Origin of the sequence: Brevundimonas sp. TWP2-3-4b1, from assembly GCF_049897665.1 — a bacterium.
Lineage (GTDB): Bacteria > Pseudomonadota > Alphaproteobacteria > Caulobacterales > Caulobacteraceae > Brevundimonas > Brevundimonas subvibrioides_B.
Map to the genome: position 1 here is coordinate 154,580 of NZ_JAFCWQ010000001.1, position 18,401 is coordinate 172,980.

An 18,401-nucleotide genomic window follows, 5' to 3' on the forward strand; every position below is an offset into this window, starting at 1 on the left:
TCGGGTCGCGGGGATGAGCGGAGTTTGGGTTAGGCGGCGCAACTCTCAAACCCTGCCCTGATGGCGGCTTCGTCGAGGTCGCGGCCGATGAAGACGGCGCGAGACCAGCGGCGTTCGGTGGGCTTCCATTCGCGCTGGAGGTCGCCCTCAAGGATCATGTGCACGGCCTGGAAGACCAGACGTTTGTCCTCGCCCTCGACATTGATGATGCCCTTGGCGCGCAGGATGTCCTGGCCTTTTTCGCCGAGCAGCTTGTCCAGCCAGGCGGTAAAGCGGACGCCGTTCATGGGTCGGTCGAGGCTGAGGGAGATTCCCTTGATGTCGTCGCCGTGGTCGTGACCGCGCGGGCCGTGGTCGTGGTCATGCCCGTGGTCATGATGATCGTGGCCGCAGTGTTCATCGTGGACGTGGCCGGCCTCGCCGTGGGCCGGGCCGGAAACTGAGTTGGCGAACTCGGGATTGATGTCGAGGATGCGCTCAAGGTCGAAGCCGTGCAGGCCCAGGACCTGATCGAGCGGCACGTCAGCGCGTTCGGCGCGGATGATGGGCGCCAGCGGGTTCAGCTTGCGCAGCCGCTGTTCGACGGCGACCAGTTCGGCCTCGGTCGCCAGGTCGGTCTTGTTGAGGATGATGCGGTCAGCGAAGGCGACCTGTTCGCGGGCCTCCTTCGAGTCGTCCAGCCGGACCATGACATGTTTGGCGTCGACCAGGGCGGTGACGCTGTCGAGCGTGGTCTTGGCCTTGACGTCCTCGTCGACGAAGAAGGTCTGGGCCACCGGGCCGGGGTCGGCCAGGCCCGTGGTCTCGACGATGATGGCGTCGAAGGCGGGGGCGCCCGGCTTCTGGCGCTTCATCAGGCCGGCGACGACGCGGATCAGGTCGCCGCGCACCGTGCAGCAGACGCAGCCGTTGTTCATCTCGAACACATCCTCGTCGGCGCCGACGACCAGGTCGTTGTCGATGCCGATCTCGCCGAACTCGTTGACGATGACGGCGTAACGCTTGCCGTGATCCTCGGTCAGGATGCGGTTGAGCAGGGTGGTCTTGCCCGCGCCGAGATAGCCGGTGAGGACGGTGACGGGGATCTTGGTCGGGGCGGCGCTGGGGGTTGGATCGGTCATGGGGAGCTAGATGGTCTCTGGGTCGGCGGATTGAAACCCTCTCCCACCGGGAGAGGGAAGGGTTCAGCAGTCCGGACAGTCGGGCATGACGTCGGTTTCGAGCTGGAGCGTCGTGTGGCCGATGGCGAACTTCGTCTTCGCCAGGGCCTGGGCCTCCATCAGCAGGGCGCGGGGGTCGCCGCGGTCGTGGACGAGGTGTGCGGTCAGGGCCGTGGAGGTCGTCGACATGTTCCAGACGTGCAGGTCGTGGACGGCCGAGACCCCGGGCAGGGCGACGAGGGCCTCTCGCACGGCGGCGACATCGACCGACCCGGGCGCGGCGTCCATGGCGAGACCGACGGAGTCCTTCAGCAGGCCCCAGGTGCCCCACAGGATCACGGCGACGATGGCGATCGAGACCAGCGGGTCGAGGAGCCACCAACCGCTGAACATGATGATCGCGCCGGAGATGACGACGCCGATGGAAACCCCGGCGTCGGCCATCATGTGGAGATAGGCGCCGCGCGCGTTCAGGTCGCTGTGCTGGTCGCGCATGAACATCAGCGCGGTGCCCAGGTTGATGACGAAGCCGATGCCGGCGACGATCATGATGACGGCGGACTGGACCGGGGCCGGGTCGGCCAGGCGCTGGACCGCCTCGAAGGCGATGGCTCCGCAGGCGAAGATCAGCAGCAGGGCGTTGGCGAGAGCGGCGAGGATGGTCGCCTTGCCGAAGCCGTAGGTCAGCTGCGATCCGGCCGCGCGACGGGCGAGGACGGCGGCGCCCCCGGCCATGGCGAGGCCAAGGACGTCGGACAGGTTGTGACCCGCGTCGGCGAGCAGGGCGGTCGAGCCCGAATAGATGCCGGCCCCGAACTCGCAGGCGACGAAGGCGAGGTTGACGAGCAGGCCGACGAGGTAGCGCCAGTCGCCGGTGTCGACCGGGCCGTGGGCGTGGCCCGCGTGGCCGCCTGCGCCATGCGAATGACCGTGGCCGTGGTCATGACCGGCATGGTCATGATCGTCGTGGGCGTGATCGTGTGCGGTCATGGCTCCAGCCTAGTGCTGGTGTGTCACGATGACCAACCCGATCGCGATCAGGGCGATCCCCAGGATGGCGCCCTCATAGCGGGCCCAGCGCTCGAGCCTGAGCACCGAGGCGCCGGCGCGGGCCAGGGTGGTGAAGGTGGCCATGCCGAGGATGGTGCCGACGGCGAAGGCGAGGGTCAGCAGGGCCAGGGCGCCGACCCCCTCCTGGGCCGACGACATATAGATGGGCAGCAGAACCTCGCCCGGCGAAAGCGCCATGACGGCGACCAGTCCCCAGAAGGCGGTGGCGTGACCGACCGTGGGCTCGGCGAGGTCGAGGGCGGGGCCGCCGGCCATCACCGGCCGCCGGATCGCCGACTTGATCAGATAAAAGCCGCCGAAGGCGAACAGCAGGACCGCCGACAGATGGGGCAGAAATCCCGCCACCAGTCCGTCCAGCGCAAGGCCGGCGGCGACGATCAGGCTGCCGACGACTGCGGTGCTGGCGATGTGGGCCAGGCCGGCCGCGCTGACGGCCAGCAGGTTCTTCGTCAGGCTCCAGCGCTGCGCGCGGCCGACGAGCACGAACGGCAGCCAGTGGGTGGGCAGGGCCGCGTGCAGGAAGGCCGCGGCGAACCCGCCGGCGACGAGGGAAAAGAGGACCGGCTGTTCAAAGGCGGGGGGCGACATTGACCCCGATATAGCGTGTTACTTTATAACGGTCGAGAGGTTTTTCCGCGTCCCTCTCCCACCGGGAGAGGGGCCCCAATCAACGATAGAGACTGCCCCGATCCATCGGAATGCCGCTCGGTCCGGCGCGGCGGCGCTGGGCGACCGTCTGGTAGACGAGGATCGAGCCGCGCTCGAAGCCCTTGGCGCACATGGCGAAGAAGATGAGCCACAGGCGAGTGCGTTCCTCGCCGACCATGGCGGCGGCCTCGTCGCGGCGGGCCATCAGGCGGCGGGACCATTCGGCGGTGGTGGCCTGGAAATGTTCGCGCAGGTCCTCGACGTCCAGAACCTCGAAGCCCAGACGGCCGAGGTTGGTGACGGTCATGCCGATGGTGTCCAGCTCTCCGCCCGGGAAGATGAAGCGGCCGATGGTGCGGGTCGCATTGGTCTGGGGCGTGATGTCGCCCACGTTGCGGCCCCCGCGACGCACGGAGGCCTGGTGGAAATAGAGGCCGCCGGGCTTCAGCAGGCGGCGCATCTCCAGGAAGTGGCGGTCGTGGTTGGCGAAGCCGACGTGTTCGAACATCTCGACCTGGGAGACGGCGTCGAACTGTTCGGTCATCTCCAGGTCGCGGTAGTCCTTGAGTTCGAGCGTGATTCTGTCCTGCAGGCCGAGGCGGGCGATCTTGGCGTTGGCGAAGGCGAGCTGTTCTTCCGACAGGGTCACGCCGTGGACGGTGACGCCATAGTGCCGGGCCGCCCAGCACGACAGGCCGCCCCAGCCGCAGCCGACGTCGAGCAGCTTCTGGCCCGGCTTGAGGCGGAGCTTGCGGCAGATGAGGTCCAGCTTGCGGGTCTGGGCCTCCTCCAGCGACTGGTCCGCGTCGGCATAACAGGCGCTGGAATAGACCATCTCCGGGTCCAGGAAGAGACCGTAGAAGTCGTTGCCGACATCGTAATGGAAGGAGATGAAGTCCTTGTCCCTGCGCGCCGACTTGTCCTGGCGCTGACCGGCTTCGCCGGTCGGGTCGTAGGCGGCGTCGCCGACGCTGCGGGTCGAGCCCGCCAGCAGGAAGGGAATCAATTCGCGCGCGATCAGGCCCTTGTTGACCCGGCGCGGCAGGTGGACGGCGCGGCCGTGGTCCCAACGGTCGGCGGCCTCCAGCGGCGAGCCGCCCTCGATGCGGATATCGCCGGTGGCGTAGAGCTCGAACAGGGTCATGAGGCCGGGCTTCAGAACCAGACGACGCACGGCGGACGGGTCGGCCAGGACGATGCGGATGTCGTCGCGGGCGTTCGGACCCAGGGGGATGACCTCGCCGGTCCAGAGCTGGAGCGACAGGTCGGCCTGCAACTGCTCTGCGATATGCGAGGCGATGCGGCGGGCGGCGGTGACCCGGCGGTCGATGGTCTGGGTCATGGCAAGGGTCCCGTCTCTATATCCGTGCACCCCGGCGAAGGCCGGGGTCCAGTTGGCGGACACCGACGGCTGGAGATCACAGAGGGCTTTCGTCCCGGCATCCCGCGTGTGATCTGGACCCCGGCCTTCGCCGGGGTGCACGGTAGAAGAATAAGGGTCAAGCCCAGCGCGGACGCCGATTAAGAGGCTGAACAGCGCCTTTCACGTTGACTCCGAGGGGCCGGTCCGTATATGTCGCCGCTCTTCGCCCGCGGGGTCTACCCGGCGGGCGCATCCTTTTTTGCGTTACGCTGAGGCTCCAACATGTACGCGGTGATCAAGACCGGCGGCAAGCAGTACCGGGTTCAACCGGGCGACACGATCGTCGTCGAGAAGCTCGATGGCGATGCTGGCCAGGAACTGAAATTCGACAGCGTCCTGATGCTGGGCGGCGACAAGGGCGTGACCCTGGGCGCGCCGCTGATCGACGGCGCCTTCGTCGGCGCGACCCTGATCGAGACCCGCAAGGGTGAGAAGGTCAAGATCTTCAAGAAGACCCGTCGTCAGGGCTATCGCCGCACCAACGGCCACCGCCAGATGGAAACGGTCCTGCGTATCACCGGCATCGACGGCGCCGGCGAAGTCTCCAAGTGGGACGGCAAGATCGACCTGATGACCAAGGCCGAGATCAACCTGCGCGCCCGTGGCCTGGCCAAGCGCGAAGCGACGTCGGACCTGGGTTCGATCGAGACGGTTGTGACCTCGTCCAAGGGTGGCGAAGTGCAGGCCGCCGTGGTCGAGAGCTCGGCTCCCGCCAAGAAGGCTCCGGCCAAGAAGGCCGCCGCCAAGACCGAAACCGCCGCTTCGACCGACGAAGCCTAAACAAGACGCGCGCCAGCAGGCCCAACGGCCGTTAGCGCAACGAAAAGAGAGTTCAAATGGCTCACAAAAAATCCGGTGGTTCGTCGCGTAACGGTCGCGACTCCCAATCAAAGCGCCTCGGCGTGAAGAAGTTCGGCGGCGAGCGCGTTCTGGCCGGCAACATCCTCGTGCGCCAACGCGGCACCACCTTCCACCCGGGTGACAACGTCGGCCTCGGCCGCGACCACACCCTGTTTGCCACGGAACATGGTGCGGTGAAGTTCACCAAAAAAGCGAACGGCCGTTGTTACGTGTCGATCATTCCGGCGAACGACGACGCCCAACTGGCGCTCGCCGCCGAGTAACGCAGAACCGGATTTCGGATCGCGTTGCTCCTTAAAAAGCAGCCGATCCGGGCCAGGGAATTTTTCCGCGGGGAGTCTGGATCACAGGCTCCCCGTTTGCGTTCCCCGCCTTGAAGTCCGCCCAAGCCCTCCAAGGAGGCGGACCGCATACCGAGGCTGGAAACATGTGCGTCATCGAAACCTCTCCGGTCGTTGAGACCCGGCGTCTGGTGCTGCGCGCGCCCGCGCCCCAAGACGTCCCCGCGATCGCCCGCCTGGCCAACGACCATGACATCGCCCGCATGACCAAGCGGATGCCGCACCCCTTCGGACAGGGTGATGCGCAGGACTTCGTCATCGCTGTCGCGGCCCAGAACCCGGCCAGGGCCATGACCTTCCTGATCGAACATGAGGACCATGGTCCCGTCGGCGTCATCGGCCTGTTCGAAGACGAGGATCGGGTGCCGGAGACCGGCTACTGGATCGGGCGGGAGTTCTGGGGCCGCGGCCTGGCGACCGAGGCGCTGGAAGGCGCCCTGGTCTGGGCCTCGAAGCGCTGGAAGCGCCGGGCGCTGGTGGCCGGGCATTTCGCGGACAACCCGGCGTCCGGTCGCGTGCTGGAGAAGGCGGGCTTCCTCTACACCGGCGAGACGCGGCGGGCGTTCAGTCGCGCGCGCAAGGCGGACATCGACACACGCATGATGGTGTGGCTGGCCTAGCCTGTTGTTTCCTTCTCCCCTTGCGGGAGAAGGTGGCAGCCGAAGGCTGACGGATGAGGGGTCATGCCGACGGCCAGGTTTGGGGCGGCAAGGCTGACTTCGAATGTCAGCGTGACCCTCACCCGACCGCGCAAGAACGACGGCTTCGCCGCCGTGCGCGATCTCCCTCTCCCGCAAGGGGAGAGGGCCTTTACCCCGCCAGGCTCGGACCGAACGCCACTACGGCCGCGACGACGCCGCCGATCACGGCCGCACAGGCGCCGGCCACGAAGGCGAAGGCCGTGCGGATCTGGCGGCGGCGCATGCCGCCGGTGCGGACGCTGCGGATGATGACGAACGGCGACCGGTCGAAGGCTTCCGAGCCGATGATATTATGCTGGGACATGGAGACGCTCCCCGAACTGAAGACCGGTCCGTGGCGGACCGGGATCGACGAAGGCGGGGCCGGTGCGTCTGAAAGATGGCGAACGGCGTTCAGGCGCGAACCTGTGATCGAATGACCGTGGTTATCCGCAGAAGACCAGTCGACCCGACCAGGCGCGGTAGTAGCCGCTGACCGGGTCGTAGGAGCGATAGCGCGAGGCGCAGTAGACCGACCGCCCCGAATCGCGACCGTTCGAATATCCGGCGCCGTAATAGTTCTGCACCTGACCGCCGTAGCCCGAGCCGGGATAGACCTGATCCGGGCGACCATAGGCGCCGTAGTATTGGGTTCCCTGATTGTAGGGCTGGTAGACGTAGCCCCCGCCGTCGTGCTCGCGGCCATAGCGGCTGTAGCGAGGGTTCGAGCTGTAGGACCTGTAAGGCCGCTGGTCGCGCCAGCGGGCGTCACAGTCGTCGCGAGCCCGGTCCCAATAGGCGTCGCAGCGATAGTCGCCCGGCCGATCCTGCTGGCCGTTGTAGTCGTTTCCGTAGCGGCCGTAGCTGGAATACGTCCGGGCCTGGTCCGGATAACCCCAGCTCTGGGCCGCAGCCGGAAGAGCGACCGAGGCGGTCAGGAGGGCGGCGGCTAGAGCTGCGGCTTTCATGGTCAACGCCTCGGCTGGTGCGGGATCGGTCCGCCGGTGGATCGGGGGGTAGGCCTTTTACAGGGTGACGTTTGCAGTCGCGCCGGCGCGGGTGACGACGTGGCGCATCAGGACGATGCGGTCGCCGCCGGCGCTGACCGGGGTGATCAGGAACCAGCCGCCGTGGGGCAGGCCGTCGAAGCGGAAGCGGCCGTTCTCGCAGGTGGTCGAGCGTACGTAGGAGCGGTAGTCGGCGTTGGGGTCCGGCACGGTACGGGCGCGGATCACGGCCTCCGGGACAGCCGCCTGATCGGTCGAGCCGTACAGGGTCTGGAACCGGGCGCGAGTATAGGGGGTGTCGGGCGTCAGGGCGACCGAGCCGGTGCAGGCGAAGTTCTGGCCATCGCGACCGTAGGCGACGCGGCCGTCGATGCCAGCCGTGCCGGTGCGGACCGACCAGCCGAATTCCGTGGCGTTGAAGGCGGCGGACGGCGAGGGGCCATAGCCGCCGGGGCCGGGGACCGGCGCACAGGCGGCCAGGGTCGAGGCGAACGCAGCGGTGGCGGCGAGGATGGAAAAGAGGCGCATGGACATCGGAACTCTCTCTGTCAGGCATGCGGAATCGCCTGACGGGCGAAGCCACATGACGCCTAACGCAGGCGTAAGGTCAAGGTTGCGGGACCTGACGCCGGGCGCCACAAGTCCGGGATAACAGAGCGGCCGGCCGGTTCGGACCTCGCCGCCAAGCTGGTCTACAGGGACCCCATGACAGTCGTATTTGCAGACATCCAGGCAGCTCAGGCGCGTATCAAGGGCCAGGTCGATCGGACACCGGTGAGGCATTCGCGGCGGCTGTCGCAACTGACCGGAGCCGAGGTCTGGGTGAAATACGACAACCTCCACTTCACCGGCAGCTTCAAGGAGCGCGGGGCGCTGAACCGGCTGCTGTCGCTGACGCCGGACGAGATGAAGCGGGGCGTGGTGGCGGCGTCGGCCGGAAACCATGCCCAGGCCCTGGCCTATCATGGCGGACGGCTGGGCGTGCCGGTGACCATCGTCATGCCGGAGGGCACGCCCTTCACCAAGATCGACGGCACGCGCAGTCACGGGGCGACCGTGGTCATCAAGGGCGCGGACTTCACCGGCTCGACCGAGGAGGCGCATCGTCTGAGGGACGAGGAAGGGTTCGTCTTCATCTCCGCCTTCGACGACGAGGGCATCGTCGCGGGGCAGGGGGTCTGCGCCATCGAGTTTCTCGAGGACGCGCCGGACCTCGACGCCCTGATCATTCCCATCGGCGGCGGCGGGCTGATCGCCGGCTGTTCGATCGCGGCCAGGGACATGAAGCCGGACATCCGCATCTTCGGCGTCGAGGCGGCCATGTATCCCTCGTTCAACGCACGGAGGAAGGGCGAGACGCCGAAATGCGGCGGGGCGACGATCGCCGAGGGCATCGCGATCAAGGCCGTCGGCGACATTCCGTTCGCGCTCGCCGATCCGCTGGTCGAGGACGTGCTGGTCGTCGACGAGGAGGATTTCGAAAAGGCGGTGGCCCTGTTCGCGACCCTTGAAAAGACGGTGGCCGAGGGCGCCGGCGCCGGCGGTCTGGCGGCCCTGTTGCGGTATCCGGAAAAGTTCAAAGGAATGAAGGTCGGGCTGGTCCTGTGCGGCGGCAATATCGACCCGCGGATGTTGGCCGTGGTGCTGAACCGCGAGATGGTCCGTGAACGGAGGCTTATCGTTTACCGGATCCTCGGCGACGACCGGCCCGGCATGCTGTCGGCCATGGCGGCGGTGATCGGGGGCCTCGGCGGCAACATCATCGACGTCGTCCACAACCGGCTGGCGCTGGACGTCCCGGCCAAGGGGGCGGAGTTCGACATCATGGTCGAAACGCGCGATAGCGCCCATTCCGACGCGATCGGACAGGCTTTGAAGGACCAGGGATATGCGCTTCGGATGGGTTAGCATCGCCGTCATCGGCAGTCTCGCCCTGGCGGGCTGCAACCGAGATGCAGCGGGCGGCGCTGATCTGGAAGCCAATGCCCGGGCGGCGGCCTTCTTCATGGAGACCAACGCCAAGGCGGACGGGATCGAAACCCTGCCGAGCGGCTTGCAGTACAAGGTGGTTCAGTCGGGGCCTTCGGGCGCCGCGACGCCGGACCGCAACGACCTCGTGCGGGTGGACTACGAGGGCGCTCTGACCGACGGGTCAGTGTTCGACAGCTCCTTCTCGCGCGGCCAGCCCTATGTGACGACGGCGGAGCAGGTCGTGCCCGGCTGGACAGAGGCCCTGCAGCGGATGAAGGTCGGCGACGAGTGGATGCTCTATGTGCCGCCGGCGCTGGGCTATGGCGAGCGCGGCCAGGGCGCTGACATTCCACCCAACTCGGTGCTGGTGTTCCGGATCAAGCTGCTGGACGTGGCCCCGGTGCCGGGCGGCGGCAGGGGCGTGGGACTGGCGACGGGCTGAAGTTTCCTTCTCCCCTTGCGGGAGAAGGTGGCAGCCGGAAGCTGACGGACGAGGGGTCACACCGGCGGTTGGAGTGAGGGACCTGGCGCTGACTTTCGATGTCGGCGTGACCCCTCATCCGACCTCGCTTCGCTCGGCCACCTTCTCCCGCAAGGGGAGAAGGGTCCACTCATGCTGAACCCCTTCGTCAATCTCCGCGGGAAGACGGATGGCCCGCATCCCAGCGAACGCCTCCGCCTCCACCAGCCGCGACAGGGCCCAGACGGCCGCGCCTCTCACCAGCGGCGACCCGTCGTCCAGCAGACGTTCTGCGCTCGCGACCAGCCCCGCATCCCCGCTGTTGCCGATCGCATAGAGCACGTTGCGCACGAAACGGTCGCGGCCGATGCGCTTGATCGGGCTCTTCGAGAACAGCATGCGGAAGGTCGGGTCGTCGAGCGCGGCGAGGTCGGCGAGGCGGGGGCTGACAGAGATCTCGCGCGCAGCCAGCCGGGTTTCGCGCGCCGCGACGGCGAACTTGTTCCACGGACAGACCGCCAGACAGTCGTCACAACCGTAGATGCGCGAACCGGTCAGGGCGCGGAACTCCACCGGCCAGGCTCCAGCATGCTCGATGGTCAGGTAGGACAGGCAGCGGCGCGCATCGAGCTGGAACGGCGCGGGGAAGGCCTTGGTCGGGCAGGCGTCGAGACAGGCGGTGCAGGAACCGCAGTGTTCAGTCTCGGCCGCGTCGGGCTCGATTTCGGCGGCGCAGAGGATGACGCCGAGGAACAGCCAGCTTCCGTGCTCGCGGCTCAGGAGGTTGGTGTGCTTCCCCTGCCAGCCGAGGCCGGCGCGCTGGGCCAGGGGCTTTTCCATCAGGGGGGCGGTATCGACGAAGACCTTGATCTCGGCGTTGAGGCGCGAAGCGAGCTGGCCGGCCAGGGTCTTCAGCCGGCCCTTGATGACCTCGTGATAGTCGTCGCCGCGCGCGTAGACCGAGATATAGCCGGCGCTGCTGTCGTCCATTTCGGGCAGGGGATCATGTTCGGGCCCGTAGTTCATGCCGAGCACTATGGCGGTGCGGGCGGCGTCCCACATGGCCGCCGGGTGGGCGCGGCGTTCGAGGGTGGTTTCCATCCAGCCCATCTCGCCGTGTCGCCCGGCCTCCACGAAATGCTGAAGCCGTTCGCCGGCGGACCAGGGCTCCGATGCCGACGCGAACCGGCAGACGTCGAACCCGAGTTCGGCGGCCTTCAAGCGGAGGATGGCGCGGAGGTCGGACATGGAGGCGGTCTAGCAGTTGCTTCTCCCCTTGCGGGAGAAGGTGGCAGCCGAGGCTGACGGATGAGGGGTTGTGCCGGCGGTTGGAGTCTGGATCTGCAGCGCTGACTCTTGAGGCCTCTGTCACCCCTCATCCGACCTCGCTTCGCTCGGCCACCTTCTCCCACAAGGGGAGAAGGGAAGGATCGCTAAAAATCCAGATCCGCGTAGTGCGCCGCGGGGGCCAGGCCCTGGAACCGGTCCGCAAGCAGCGGCCGGAAGCAGGGGCGGGACTTGATCTTCATGTACCAGGTCTTGAGCCCCGGCCAGTGGGCCCAGGACACCTCACCGAAATAGTCCAGGGTCGACAGATGGGCGGCGGCGACGATGTCGGCCTGGGATAGGCGGCGCCCTGCCAGCCAGTCGCGTCGGGCCAGCAGGGCGTCGAAGATGGCCAGGTGGTGCTTCAGGGCCTCGCGACCCTCGCGCAGCATCCGCGCCTCTGGCGGGCCGAGGCGGAGCAGGGGCTTCTCCATCCGCTCGTGCAGCAGGACGGCGTTGACCTCGTCGGTGAAGCGGCGGTCGAACCAGGCGGTCAGGCGGCGCGTCTCCGCGCGCTCGGCGGCGTCGGCGGGCATCAGCAGCGGCGTCTTCTGCGCATCCTCGATCCAGCCGAGGATGGCGGGCGCCTCGCACAGGGTCAGGCCCTCGACCTGAAGCACGGGCGGCATGCCGGAGGGGTTCAGGTCGCCGAGGGGGCAGTCCGCCTCCCAGGGGCGGACGAGAACCTCGGTCCATTCGATGCGTGCTTCGCCTAGGGCCAGACGCGCGGTGCGGCTGCCGGGATCGAAGGGGAAATGGAACAGGACGTTCGCCGACATCGGCCTGTCCTGCACCGTGCGCCGTTAAAACCTCGTTTACGCTGAGGGCAACCCTGTGACGGGGACTGACGGGCCGACCGGACCGCGCGGGTCGGCGTGGATCAGCACGTCGGCGCCGGGAAAGGCGGCCGTCACCCGGTCCTCGGCGGCGACGACGATGTCGTGCGAGGCCTCGAACGACAGGCTTCGGTCCAGATCGATGTGCATCTGGACCATCAGCCGGTCGCCCGACATCCGGGTGCGCAACTGGTGCACCCCGCCGACCTGGATGTCCGACAGGACGGCGTTGGTCAGGGCGACGCGGTCGGCGTCCGACGCCTCGCGGTCCAGCAAATGGTCGCCCGCGCCCTTGAGCACGCCGACCGCGCCCCAGAACAGCCAGACGGCGACCACGAGACCGGCGGCCGCGTCGAGGCCGGGCGCGGCCAGCCAGGCGCCGGAAACCACGCCGATCAGGACCACGGCGCTAGACGCCAGGTCCGCCGCGTAGTGGGCGCGGTCGGCCGAGACGGCCATGGAGCCCGAAGCCTTCAGCGACCGGGTCTGGAGCCAGACCAGCAGGCCGGTCAGCAGGATGGAGAGGATCACGACGCCCACGGCCCAGGAGCCGCCGACGACCGGCCTGGGGTCGAACATCCGCTGCAACGCTTCCCAGCCGATGAAGACGGCCGAGGCGAAGACGAGCCCGGCCTGGACCAGGGCGGCCATGGCCTCGCCCTTGCCGTGGCCGAACCGGTGGTCGGCGTCGGCGGGGGCGGCGGCCCAGCGCACGGCGAAGAAGGTGGTCATGGAGGCGATCAGGTCGAGCGCGGAATCGGCCAGTGAGGCCAGGATGGACACCGACCCGGACGCGCCCAGGGCGAAGGCCTTCATCGCGATCAGCAGGACCGCGACTCCGACCGACAGGCCGGTGATCTGGCGCGTCGAAAGGGTGGCGACGGCGCCCCAGGGACCGGATCCGGGGGCAGGTGTCGGCGGCGGCGAGACAGGGGAGGTCATCGCCGCCCTTTTCGCTGATCGCCCGTCGGTTGCCAATGGAGGACTCTTCAGGAACCGCCGTTAGGCTTGCGGTCATCAAAGCGCCCCAAGGTGCGCGCGGATTCACCGTGAGGGGACGGGGACTTGCAGCGATGACGCCAGGCGTTAGCGAGCGGGACGGAGAGACGGCGGATCAATGGATCCCCCGCGCTGAGGTCCTGTCGCTGCTGGGGGTCAAGACCCAGACACTCTATGCCTATGTCAGCCGGGGGCGGATCACTGCCCGACCCGACCCCAACGATCCTCGCCGTAGCCTCTATGCCGCCGCCGACGTGGCGCGGCTGAAGGGCGCGAGCTCGGGCGAGCCGGCGGGCGTGGTCGTGCCGTTCGAGCCGGCGGTGAAGGGCGAGAGTCTGATCCGGTCGACGGTCAGTCTGATCTCCGACGGGCGGCTCTACTATCGCGGCCGCGACGTGGCCCAGTGGGCCCAGAACGCGACGCTGGAGGAAACCGCCCGGCTGCTGTGGGGCGCCGGGGACTCGAACCCGTTCGCGGGCCTGGGCGTGCGTGTCGCCAGCGCCGGCGGATCGTCGCATCGGGCGCGGCTGTTCGCGGCCCTCGCCCGACGCGCGGAGGAAGACCCGTCCTCGACCGGCCGTTCGCCTGAGGTGCTGAAGATCGAGGCCGCCGTGGCGCTGAACGAGGTGGTCGACGCCATGGCGGGGCCGGGACCGCGTCTGTTCTTCCATCAGCGCCTCGCGCGCGGCTGGAAGATGCTGGAGCGCGACAGCGTGCATCTGAGACGTGCCCTGGTGCTGGCGGCCGATCTTGCTCTCGATCCGGCGGTTCTGGCGACGCGGGCGGCGGTTTCGGGCGGGGCTTCCCCGGCGGGAGCGGCGTTCGCGGGGCTGACCACGACGGCCGGATCGCCAGCAGCCCGGACCCTGACCCGGGCGATCGCCTATGTCGCCGAAGCGCGACGCGACCCCGCAGGCTCGGCCCAGCGTCGGATGGCCGACGAGGGCTCCATCCCTGGCTTCGGCAGCGAAACCTTTCCGCACGGTGATCCGCGCGTCGAAGCCTTGCTCGCGCTGGCGGACCTGCCCAACGACCTGACGGCTGTGATCCGCGAGGGGGAGGCGGCGAGCGGCCAGAGGACCGGATTCGCCGGGGCGTTGGCGATCATGGCGCGGCGTCTGGACCTACCGCGCGACGGGGCCTCGGACGTGCTGCTGATCGGCCGGCTGACCGGTCTGATGGCCCATGCGCTGGATCAGATCATCGACGGCTCGCCTATCCGGGTGCGCCTGCGCTATGTGGGTCCGAGGCCGGGCGGCGAGTGACCCTGGCGTAAAGCGGGGACACTATGGCGGACTGGATCGCGGCGATCATCCTGGGGCTGGTCGAGGGGCTGACCGAGTTCATTCCGGTCTCGTCCACCGGCCATCTGTTGCTGACCAAGAGCCTTCTGGGCCTGCCCAACGAGCCGTGGGACACCTTCATCGTCATGATCCAGCTGGGCGCCATCCTGGCCGTGGTCGCCCTGTATTTCGCCCGCCTGTGGAAGGTGCTGATCGGCCTGCCCGGCAAGGATCCGGCTGCGCGCCGGTTCGCATACTCGGTCCTGCTCGCCTTCTTCCCGTCGGCGCTCCTCGGCCTGTTTTTTCACGACTTCATCAAGACCGTGCTGTTCAACCCGACCATCGTCTGCGTCAGCCTGATCGTCGGCGGCTTCGCCCTGATCGCATTGGAGCGCTGGGCACCCCAGCCCCGGGAGCATGACGCCATGGGTTTCTCGCTGAAGACGGCGCTGGGCGTCGGTCTGTTCCAGTGTCTCTCGATCATCCCCGGCGTGTCGCGCTCGGGCGCCACCATCGTCGGCGGCCTGCTGCTCGGTGTCGACAAGCGGGCGGCGGCGGAGTTCTCTTTCTTTCTCGCCATCCCGACCATGGTCGGGGCCTTCGCCCTGGACTTCTGGGAGAGCCGCGACTTCCTCGTCGGCGACACCGTCACCCTGATCGCCATCGGCTTCGTGGTGTCCTTCATCAGCGGCCTGTTCGTGGTCCGGACCATGCTCGATTTCGTGGCGAAGCACGGCTTCACCCCGTTCGCCTGGTGGCGGATCGCGGTGGGGGTCATCGGTCTTGGGCTGCTGTATTCGGGCGTGATTGCCTGACTCCGGGCCTGAGGCTTGTCAGCCCGCGTTCGTCGGGTGCAAGCTGAGGCCATGAGCACCCGGCCCGCTGACGGCGAACGCTTCGCCTCGTTCGAAGCCTTCTATCCGTACTACATCCACGAGCATTCTAATCAGCTCTGCCGGCGCATCCACATCGTCGGCTCGGCCCTGGTGATCGTGGCGGCGCTGCTGGGCCTGTTCGTGAACGCCTGGTGGTTCGCCGCCATGCCGCTGGTCGGCTACGGCTTCGCCTGGATCGGGCATTTCTTCTTCGAGAAGAACCGCCCGGCCACCATCAAATACCCGCTGTGGAGCCTGCTGGGCGACTGGCGGATGTTCTTCGAGACGATCAGCGGCAAGCGGAAATTCTGACTGACGATCACTGTTCTGTCAGTCGACTCGCGTCCCGGGCGAGCGCATCCTCCGGCGGGGGCGTCGGGACATATCGTGATGATCGGGCATATCAAGAGACGGCTGGGGCAGTATGGCGCGGCCTGGGTGGCGGCCTTCCTGGCGACGGGTGCAGCGATCCTGGTCGGAATGCTGTTCGAGGATCTAATCGTGGTCGCCGACATGGTGCTGCCGGTCATGATGGCGGCGGCCGTGCTGGCCCTCGGGGCAGGGCTGATCGCCAGCCTGATTTCGCGCGAAACGGTGGGGACCAAGCTGGCCGTCGGAGCGCTGGTCCTGCTGCTGGTCCTGCCGCTGATGTGGGCGCCGGTTGCGGCGGGCGTCGCGATCGCCTTCTTCGCCGATCGCTCGATTGAATATTCGCAGGTCTACGCCGCCTTCCAGATCGGGGTCAGCGAACTGCTGTTCCCGCTGGAGGAACTGGTGCGGTCAGGCGCAGTGTTCAGCAGCGTTTGGGCCTTGTTCCAGGGTGTCGCCAGCATCGTCGGCTTCATTTCGGCCCTGTCGAACATCTGGCCGATCCTGCGCCGGCTGCTCGGGCCGGAGCCTGCGCCCGCCGCCTAGCGGTTGGCCGGATCGCGGAAGGCCCACAGGCTGATGGCGAAGACGGCCGCCGCATCACGGTCGGGTGAACCGGGGGGCGGCAGATAGAAGGTCGGCCGCATGCCGTTCAGGTCGACGCCTCCGATCTCGATCCCGTCGCGGGTGATGACATAGCCCATGACGCTGCCGCCGCCGAACGGCAGGCCGCCGATGCGCCGCGTCTCGGTCCGGTATTCGACCCCGTTCCACATCAGACTTCCCGCGCGCTGGGGCTGCTGGATGCGGCGCAGGATCGAACCCCGCGCAAGGGCCAGCCCCATGCCCGCGTCGGCCGGGGCCGCGCCGCCGTACTCGCAGTCATAGCTCAGGGTTTCGCGGTCGAAGGTGATGCCCAGGATGTTGCGATGACCCTGGCCGCCGCCGCAGTTCCCCGTGATCGCTCCGGCCGGGGTGGCGATCGACAGTTCGGCGGTGGCGAAGTCGCGCGATTGCCAGGGCAAATTCACTGCGGAATCCCGCATGCTGGCCCAGCCCGTGTGTTCGCCGATGGCGAAGCCGGGGCGGAACAGGCTCGGGCCGCGTCGGCCCGAGAGGCCGATCCGCTCGGTGCGGTCCCGCATGGGAACGGCGGCGTCCTGTGCCGAAGCCAGGACGGGAGCCGCGAATGTCAGGGCGGCCAGGACGATGGAAACAAGGCGGATGCGCATGCGGACCTCCTCCAGCTCAAGGCAGCCATGCTAGACCATAGGCGTGGCGGCTGGAATGCGGTCAGTCCGATGCGAGGCCCTGATCCACGATCCGCGTCAGACGGGTTTGGTTGCGGAACCGCCAGGCGTCGTCGGACGCGCCGACCGGCCGCACCTCCTTGATCTCGATGAGCGCATCGCCGTCGCGCGTCTCGGTGATCCGGATATCGGCGGGCGCGTCGTCATCCTCGCCGACCCGGCGATAGATCAGGGTCTAGTGGGTGGAATCGACGAAGGCGGCGACTTCTACCGCTTCGGTCGACAGGTCGGGCGCCTTCCCGGCGCGGAAGCTGGCCGAGGTCGATGTCGCCGCTTCGGCGTCGTCGAGACTGATCGTCGTGATCCAGACCGGATTGTTCGGGCCGTCGTTGAACAGCGAGCGACGGATCAGGGTCGCCCCGTCGCCCGGCGTTTCGATGGTGGTGACGACCGGGATCTCGAACAGCTCATCGGTCTGGTAGTCCCTGTAGCCCAAGGCGCCGGACCAGCGTCCGATCAGGCCCAGACGAAGCTCGACGGCCGTCTGGGCAGGCTGGGCCTCGGCCACGACGGGCAGGAAGAGGGTGAGGGAGAGGAGGAGCAGCAGAAGGCGAACGGGCATGTCGGGTCTCCGGTCCTGTCAAAAGCGACCTGCGGACCCTGATGGCGATCCGTTCGGTTCGCGCCTCATTTCCGGTTCCGGAGGCCGAAAATCATGATCTGAGACGCGTCGACGATAGCGCGAGGGGGCGACGCCGAAGCGAGCCTGGAAGGCGCGGTTGAAGCTGGCCTTGGAACTGAACCCGGCATCGAAGGCAAGGGTGAGCAGGTCCTCCGCCGACCCTGCATTCAGCGCGGCTGCGACCGCCTCGGCGCGGACGCCGTTGATCCAGGCGGCGAAGTTCAGGCCCAGCCCCAGATTGATCGCCCGCGACACCCGACCGGTGTTGGTCGCCAGCCGGCGGGCGACGCCGAGCAGGCTCAGATCCGGCTCGCTCGCCCATCCGCCTGCCCGGAGCCGGGCGTCGAAGTCCTGTCCGATAGACGGCCAGTCGGGACTTGAACGCGCATCGTCCCTGGTCGGCGCGGTCAGGACGGGGAACCGCTGCGTCGAGTGACGCCAACCCTCCACGCCGAGATAGAGGGCGATCCCGGCGAGGGCGAGATAGAGGCCCGTCTCCTGAAAGAAGTCGATGCCCCCCGACAGCCGGTCCCAGAGGGTGAAGGCCAGATACAGGAGGAAGGTCACGATCAGCGCCACGATGACGCGGCTCAACCAGCGTGCTGCGAAGCGGTCGCCATCGCTTCGCTGATCGGCGAGCGTCGCCCGGTAGGCTCGCAGAAGTCGCAGCGCCGCGACCGAATAGACCGCCAGCGAGACCAGCAGCAGGACGTCGAACGCCGGTCCGATCCAGTGTCGGTGGCCCGACGTGTACCAGCTCCACTTGGCATCCAGCGGCAGGGTGAAGGCGACGAGGAAATCGACCAGTTGGACGGCGCCGGGCGTCAGGTGCAGACCAAACCGCTCCGGGCGCCGGCCCTGCACCAGGGCGCTGGTATAGCCGTACAGCAGCGGAGGCAGGGCCAGGGTGATCGCGAAGGGTGCGAAGGTCAGCCATCGCCAGGCATCGTAGGCGCCGGCGAAACCTATCACATAGGGGGTCAGCAAGCCTGCGAGCACGACCAGGACTGCGGCGAGCAGCCGGTTCGCGAGATGGTTGGGCGCCGGCAGGGTCAGGGCGACGGCCAGGGCGAGCATCTGGATCGCGGCGAAGCCGAGGATCGCGACGCGCCATCCGAAATACAGGGTCACGCCATCCATCGCGTCAACCTAGAGCAGG

General features: G+C 67.8%; 22 protein-coding genes. 9 read left to right on the forward strand and 13 right to left on the reverse strand.

Annotation, left to right across the window (positions count from 1 at the left end):
• Positions 1–29: 29 nt before the first annotated feature.
• The 4 genes from ACP7A5_RS00805 to ACP7A5_RS00820 all read right to left on the reverse strand — a co-directional run bounded on the left by ACP7A5_RS00805 (position 30) and on the right by ACP7A5_RS00820 (position 4,221).
• A complete protein-coding gene (locus tag ACP7A5_RS00805) occupies positions 30–1,121 on the reverse strand; it encodes a CobW family GTP-binding protein (protein ID WP_426040136.1) in 1,092 nt (363 codons plus the stop codon).
• A 63-nt stretch (positions 1,122–1,184) separates the two neighbouring features.
• Positions 1,185–2,150, reverse strand: a complete 966-nt coding sequence (locus tag ACP7A5_RS00810; protein ID WP_426040137.1) for a cation diffusion facilitator family transporter — start codon at positions 2,148–2,150, stop codon at positions 1,185–1,187.
• Between the two features lie 9 nt (positions 2,151–2,159).
• Entirely contained in the window at positions 2,160–2,819 is a 660-nt protein-coding gene (locus tag ACP7A5_RS00815; protein ID WP_426040138.1) for a hypothetical protein, read from the reverse strand.
• Between the two features lie 79 nt (positions 2,820–2,898).
• Positions 2,899–4,221 carry a class I SAM-dependent methyltransferase gene (locus ACP7A5_RS00820; RefSeq protein ID WP_426040139.1) on the reverse strand — a complete coding sequence of 441 codons (1,323 nt, stop codon included), beginning with the start codon at positions 4,219–4,221 and terminating at the stop codon, positions 2,899–2,901.
• Positions 4,222–4,524: 303 nt separating this feature from the next.
• On the opposite strand from ACP7A5_RS00820, the gene rplU reads away from it, so the two are divergent.
• From rplU to ACP7A5_RS00835, 3 genes are all read left to right on the forward strand, one after another.
• Positions 4,525–5,082 carry a 50S ribosomal protein L21 gene (gene rplU, locus ACP7A5_RS00825; protein WP_303694070.1) on the forward strand — a complete coding sequence of 186 codons (558 nt, stop codon included), beginning with the start codon at positions 4,525–4,527 and terminating at the stop codon, positions 5,080–5,082.
• A gap of 56 nt (positions 5,083–5,138) precedes the next feature.
• Positions 5,139–5,426: a 50S ribosomal protein L27 gene (gene rpmA / locus ACP7A5_RS00830; RefSeq protein ID WP_426040140.1), complete on the forward strand. Its 288-nt coding sequence runs from the start codon at positions 5,139–5,141 to the stop codon at positions 5,424–5,426.
• Between the two features lie 164 nt (positions 5,427–5,590).
• Positions 5,591–6,124, forward strand: coding sequence for a GNAT family N-acetyltransferase (locus tag ACP7A5_RS00835; RefSeq protein WP_425988514.1), 534 nt, complete (start codon positions 5,591–5,593; stop codon positions 6,122–6,124).
• A gap of 190 nt (positions 6,125–6,314) precedes the next feature.
• Here ACP7A5_RS00835 and ACP7A5_RS00840 read toward each other — a convergent pair whose 3' ends face one another.
• The 3 genes from ACP7A5_RS00840 to ACP7A5_RS00850 form a co-directional block, all read right to left on the reverse strand.
• Positions 6,315–6,509, reverse strand: coding sequence for a hypothetical protein (locus ACP7A5_RS00840; RefSeq protein ID WP_426040141.1), 195 nt, complete (start codon positions 6,507–6,509; stop codon positions 6,315–6,317).
• A gap of 121 nt (positions 6,510–6,630) precedes the next feature.
• On the reverse strand, positions 6,631–7,152 hold the full coding sequence (locus tag ACP7A5_RS00845; RefSeq protein ID WP_426040142.1) for a BA14K family protein: 522 nt from the start codon (positions 7,150–7,152) through the stop codon (positions 6,631–6,633).
• A 57-nt stretch (positions 7,153–7,209) separates the two neighbouring features.
• A complete protein-coding gene (locus ACP7A5_RS00850; RefSeq protein ID WP_426040143.1) occupies positions 7,210–7,725 on the reverse strand; it encodes a hypothetical protein in 516 nt (171 codons plus the stop codon).
• Between the two features lie 171 nt (positions 7,726–7,896).
• Between ACP7A5_RS00850 and ACP7A5_RS00855 the strand changes: the two genes are divergently transcribed.
• Together ACP7A5_RS00855 and ACP7A5_RS00860 are read left to right on the forward strand one after the other, a co-directional pair.
• Complete coding sequence (locus ACP7A5_RS00855; RefSeq protein ID WP_426040144.1) at positions 7,897–9,099, forward strand: threonine ammonia-lyase; 1,203 nt, start codon at positions 7,897–7,899, stop codon at positions 9,097–9,099.
• A complete protein-coding gene (locus ACP7A5_RS00860) occupies positions 9,080–9,604 on the forward strand; it encodes an FKBP-type peptidyl-prolyl cis-trans isomerase (RefSeq protein WP_426040145.1) in 525 nt (174 codons plus the stop codon). The genes ACP7A5_RS00855 and ACP7A5_RS00860 overlap by 20 nt, the downstream gene beginning before the upstream one ends.
• 114 nt (positions 9,605–9,718) lie before the next feature.
• On the opposite strand, the gene queG is transcribed toward ACP7A5_RS00860, so the two are convergent.
• From queG to ACP7A5_RS00875, 3 genes are all read right to left on the reverse strand, one after another.
• Positions 9,719–10,870: a tRNA epoxyqueuosine(34) reductase QueG gene (queG, locus tag ACP7A5_RS00865; protein ID WP_426040146.1), complete on the reverse strand. Its 1,152-nt coding sequence runs from the start codon at positions 10,868–10,870 to the stop codon at positions 9,719–9,721.
• A 185-nt stretch (positions 10,871–11,055) separates the two neighbouring features.
• Positions 11,056–11,727, reverse strand: a complete 672-nt coding sequence (locus ACP7A5_RS00870) for a glutathione S-transferase family protein (protein WP_426040147.1) — start codon at positions 11,725–11,727, stop codon at positions 11,056–11,058.
• Positions 11,728–11,763: 36 nt separating this feature from the next.
• Positions 11,764–12,726 carry a cation diffusion facilitator family transporter gene (locus tag ACP7A5_RS00875; protein ID WP_426040148.1) on the reverse strand — a complete coding sequence of 321 codons (963 nt, stop codon included), beginning with the start codon at positions 12,724–12,726 and terminating at the stop codon, positions 11,764–11,766.
• Between the two features lie 131 nt (positions 12,727–12,857).
• Between ACP7A5_RS00875 and ACP7A5_RS00880 the strand changes: the two genes are divergently transcribed.
• The 4 genes from ACP7A5_RS00880 to ACP7A5_RS00895 all read left to right on the forward strand — a co-directional run bounded on the left by ACP7A5_RS00880 (position 12,858) and on the right by ACP7A5_RS00895 (position 15,856).
• Positions 12,858–14,048 carry a citrate/2-methylcitrate synthase gene (locus ACP7A5_RS00880; RefSeq protein WP_426040149.1) on the forward strand — a complete coding sequence of 397 codons (1,191 nt, stop codon included), beginning with the start codon at positions 12,858–12,860 and terminating at the stop codon, positions 14,046–14,048.
• Positions 14,049–14,071: 23 nt separating this feature from the next.
• Positions 14,072–14,881 carry an undecaprenyl-diphosphate phosphatase gene (locus ACP7A5_RS00885; RefSeq protein WP_426040150.1) on the forward strand — a complete coding sequence of 270 codons (810 nt, stop codon included), beginning with the start codon at positions 14,072–14,074 and terminating at the stop codon, positions 14,879–14,881.
• 51 nt (positions 14,882–14,932) lie between these two features.
• The gene (locus ACP7A5_RS00890) at positions 14,933–15,253 is read left to right on the forward strand and encodes an Mpo1-like protein (protein WP_426040151.1); all 321 of its coding nucleotides are present in this window, start codon (positions 14,933–14,935) and stop codon (positions 15,251–15,253) included.
• 78 nt (positions 15,254–15,331) lie between these two features.
• A complete protein-coding gene (locus ACP7A5_RS00895; protein ID WP_426040152.1) occupies positions 15,332–15,856 on the forward strand; it encodes a hypothetical protein in 525 nt (174 codons plus the stop codon).
• Here ACP7A5_RS00895 and ACP7A5_RS00900 read toward each other — a convergent pair.
• The 3 genes from ACP7A5_RS00900 to ACP7A5_RS00910 all read right to left on the reverse strand — a co-directional run bounded on the left by ACP7A5_RS00900 (position 15,853) and on the right by ACP7A5_RS00910 (position 18,382).
• Positions 15,853–16,542 (reverse strand): hypothetical protein, encoded by a 690-nt coding sequence (locus ACP7A5_RS00900; RefSeq protein ID WP_426040153.1) that lies wholly within the window; start codon positions 16,540–16,542, stop codon positions 15,853–15,855. The genes ACP7A5_RS00895 and ACP7A5_RS00900 overlap by 4 nt on opposite strands.
• 253 nt (positions 16,543–16,795) lie before the next feature.
• The gene (locus ACP7A5_RS00905; protein ID WP_426040154.1) at positions 16,796–17,182 is read right to left on the reverse strand and encodes a hypothetical protein; all 387 of its coding nucleotides are present in this window, start codon (positions 17,180–17,182) and stop codon (positions 16,796–16,798) included.
• Between the two features lie 18 nt (positions 17,183–17,200).
• Positions 17,201–18,382, reverse strand: coding sequence for a helix-turn-helix domain-containing protein (locus ACP7A5_RS00910; RefSeq protein WP_426040155.1), 1,182 nt, complete (start codon positions 18,380–18,382; stop codon positions 17,201–17,203).
• Positions 18,383–18,401 lie beyond the last annotated feature (19 nt).

What these genes read in the sequence shown, in the direction of transcription:
- ACP7A5_RS00805 (WP_426040136.1), bottom strand. Translation starts at nt 1,121, where the DNA reads ATGACCGATCCAACCCCCAGCGCCGCCCCGACCAAGATCCCCGTCACC.
- ACP7A5_RS00810 (WP_426040137.1), bottom strand. Translation starts at nt 2,150, where the DNA reads ATGACCGCACACGATCACGCCCACGACGATCATGACCATGCCGGTCAT.
- ACP7A5_RS00815 (WP_426040138.1), bottom strand. Translation starts at nt 2,819, where the DNA reads ATGTCGCCCCCCGCCTTTGAACAGCCGGTCCTCTTTTCCCTCGTCGCC.
- ACP7A5_RS00820 (WP_426040139.1), bottom strand. Translation starts at nt 4,221, where the DNA reads ATGACCCAGACCATCGACCGCCGGGTCACCGCCGCCCGCCGCATCGCC.
- rplU (WP_303694070.1), top strand. Translation starts at nt 4,525, where the DNA reads ATGTACGCGGTGATCAAGACCGGCGGCAAGCAGTACCGGGTTCAACCG.
- rpmA (WP_426040140.1), top strand. Translation starts at nt 5,139, where the DNA reads ATGGCTCACAAAAAATCCGGTGGTTCGTCGCGTAACGGTCGCGACTCC.
- ACP7A5_RS00835 (WP_425988514.1), top strand. Translation starts at nt 5,591, where the DNA reads ATGTGCGTCATCGAAACCTCTCCGGTCGTTGAGACCCGGCGTCTGGTG.
- ACP7A5_RS00840 (WP_426040141.1), bottom strand. Translation starts at nt 6,509, where the DNA reads ATGTCCCAGCATAATATCATCGGCTCGGAAGCCTTCGACCGGTCGCCG.
- ACP7A5_RS00845 (WP_426040142.1), bottom strand. Translation starts at nt 7,152, where the DNA reads ATGAAAGCCGCAGCTCTAGCCGCCGCCCTCCTGACCGCCTCGGTCGCT.
- ACP7A5_RS00850 (WP_426040143.1), bottom strand. Translation starts at nt 7,725, where the DNA reads ATGTCCATGCGCCTCTTTTCCATCCTCGCCGCCACCGCTGCGTTCGCC.
- ACP7A5_RS00855 (WP_426040144.1), top strand. Translation starts at nt 7,897, where the DNA reads ATGACAGTCGTATTTGCAGACATCCAGGCAGCTCAGGCGCGTATCAAG.
- ACP7A5_RS00860 (WP_426040145.1), top strand. Translation starts at nt 9,080, where the DNA reads ATGCGCTTCGGATGGGTTAGCATCGCCGTCATCGGCAGTCTCGCCCTG.
- queG (WP_426040146.1), bottom strand. Translation starts at nt 10,870, where the DNA reads ATGTCCGACCTCCGCGCCATCCTCCGCTTGAAGGCCGCCGAACTCGGG.
- ACP7A5_RS00870 (WP_426040147.1), bottom strand. Translation starts at nt 11,727, where the DNA reads ATGTCGGCGAACGTCCTGTTCCATTTCCCCTTCGATCCCGGCAGCCGC.
- ACP7A5_RS00875 (WP_426040148.1), bottom strand. Translation starts at nt 12,726, where the DNA reads ATGACCTCCCCTGTCTCGCCGCCGCCGACACCTGCCCCCGGATCCGGT.
- ACP7A5_RS00880 (WP_426040149.1), top strand. Translation starts at nt 12,858, where the DNA reads ATGACGCCAGGCGTTAGCGAGCGGGACGGAGAGACGGCGGATCAATGG.
- ACP7A5_RS00885 (WP_426040150.1), top strand. Translation starts at nt 14,072, where the DNA reads ATGGCGGACTGGATCGCGGCGATCATCCTGGGGCTGGTCGAGGGGCTG.
- ACP7A5_RS00890 (WP_426040151.1), top strand. Translation starts at nt 14,933, where the DNA reads ATGAGCACCCGGCCCGCTGACGGCGAACGCTTCGCCTCGTTCGAAGCC.
- ACP7A5_RS00895 (WP_426040152.1), top strand. Translation starts at nt 15,332, where the DNA reads ATGATCGGGCATATCAAGAGACGGCTGGGGCAGTATGGCGCGGCCTGG.
- ACP7A5_RS00900 (WP_426040153.1), bottom strand. Translation starts at nt 16,542, where the DNA reads ATGCGCATCCGCCTTGTTTCCATCGTCCTGGCCGCCCTGACATTCGCG.
- ACP7A5_RS00905 (WP_426040154.1), bottom strand. Translation starts at nt 17,182, where the DNA reads ATGCCCGTTCGCCTTCTGCTGCTCCTCCTCTCCCTCACCCTCTTCCTG.
- ACP7A5_RS00910 (WP_426040155.1), bottom strand. Translation starts at nt 18,382, where the DNA reads ATGGATGGCGTGACCCTGTATTTCGGATGGCGCGTCGCGATCCTCGGC.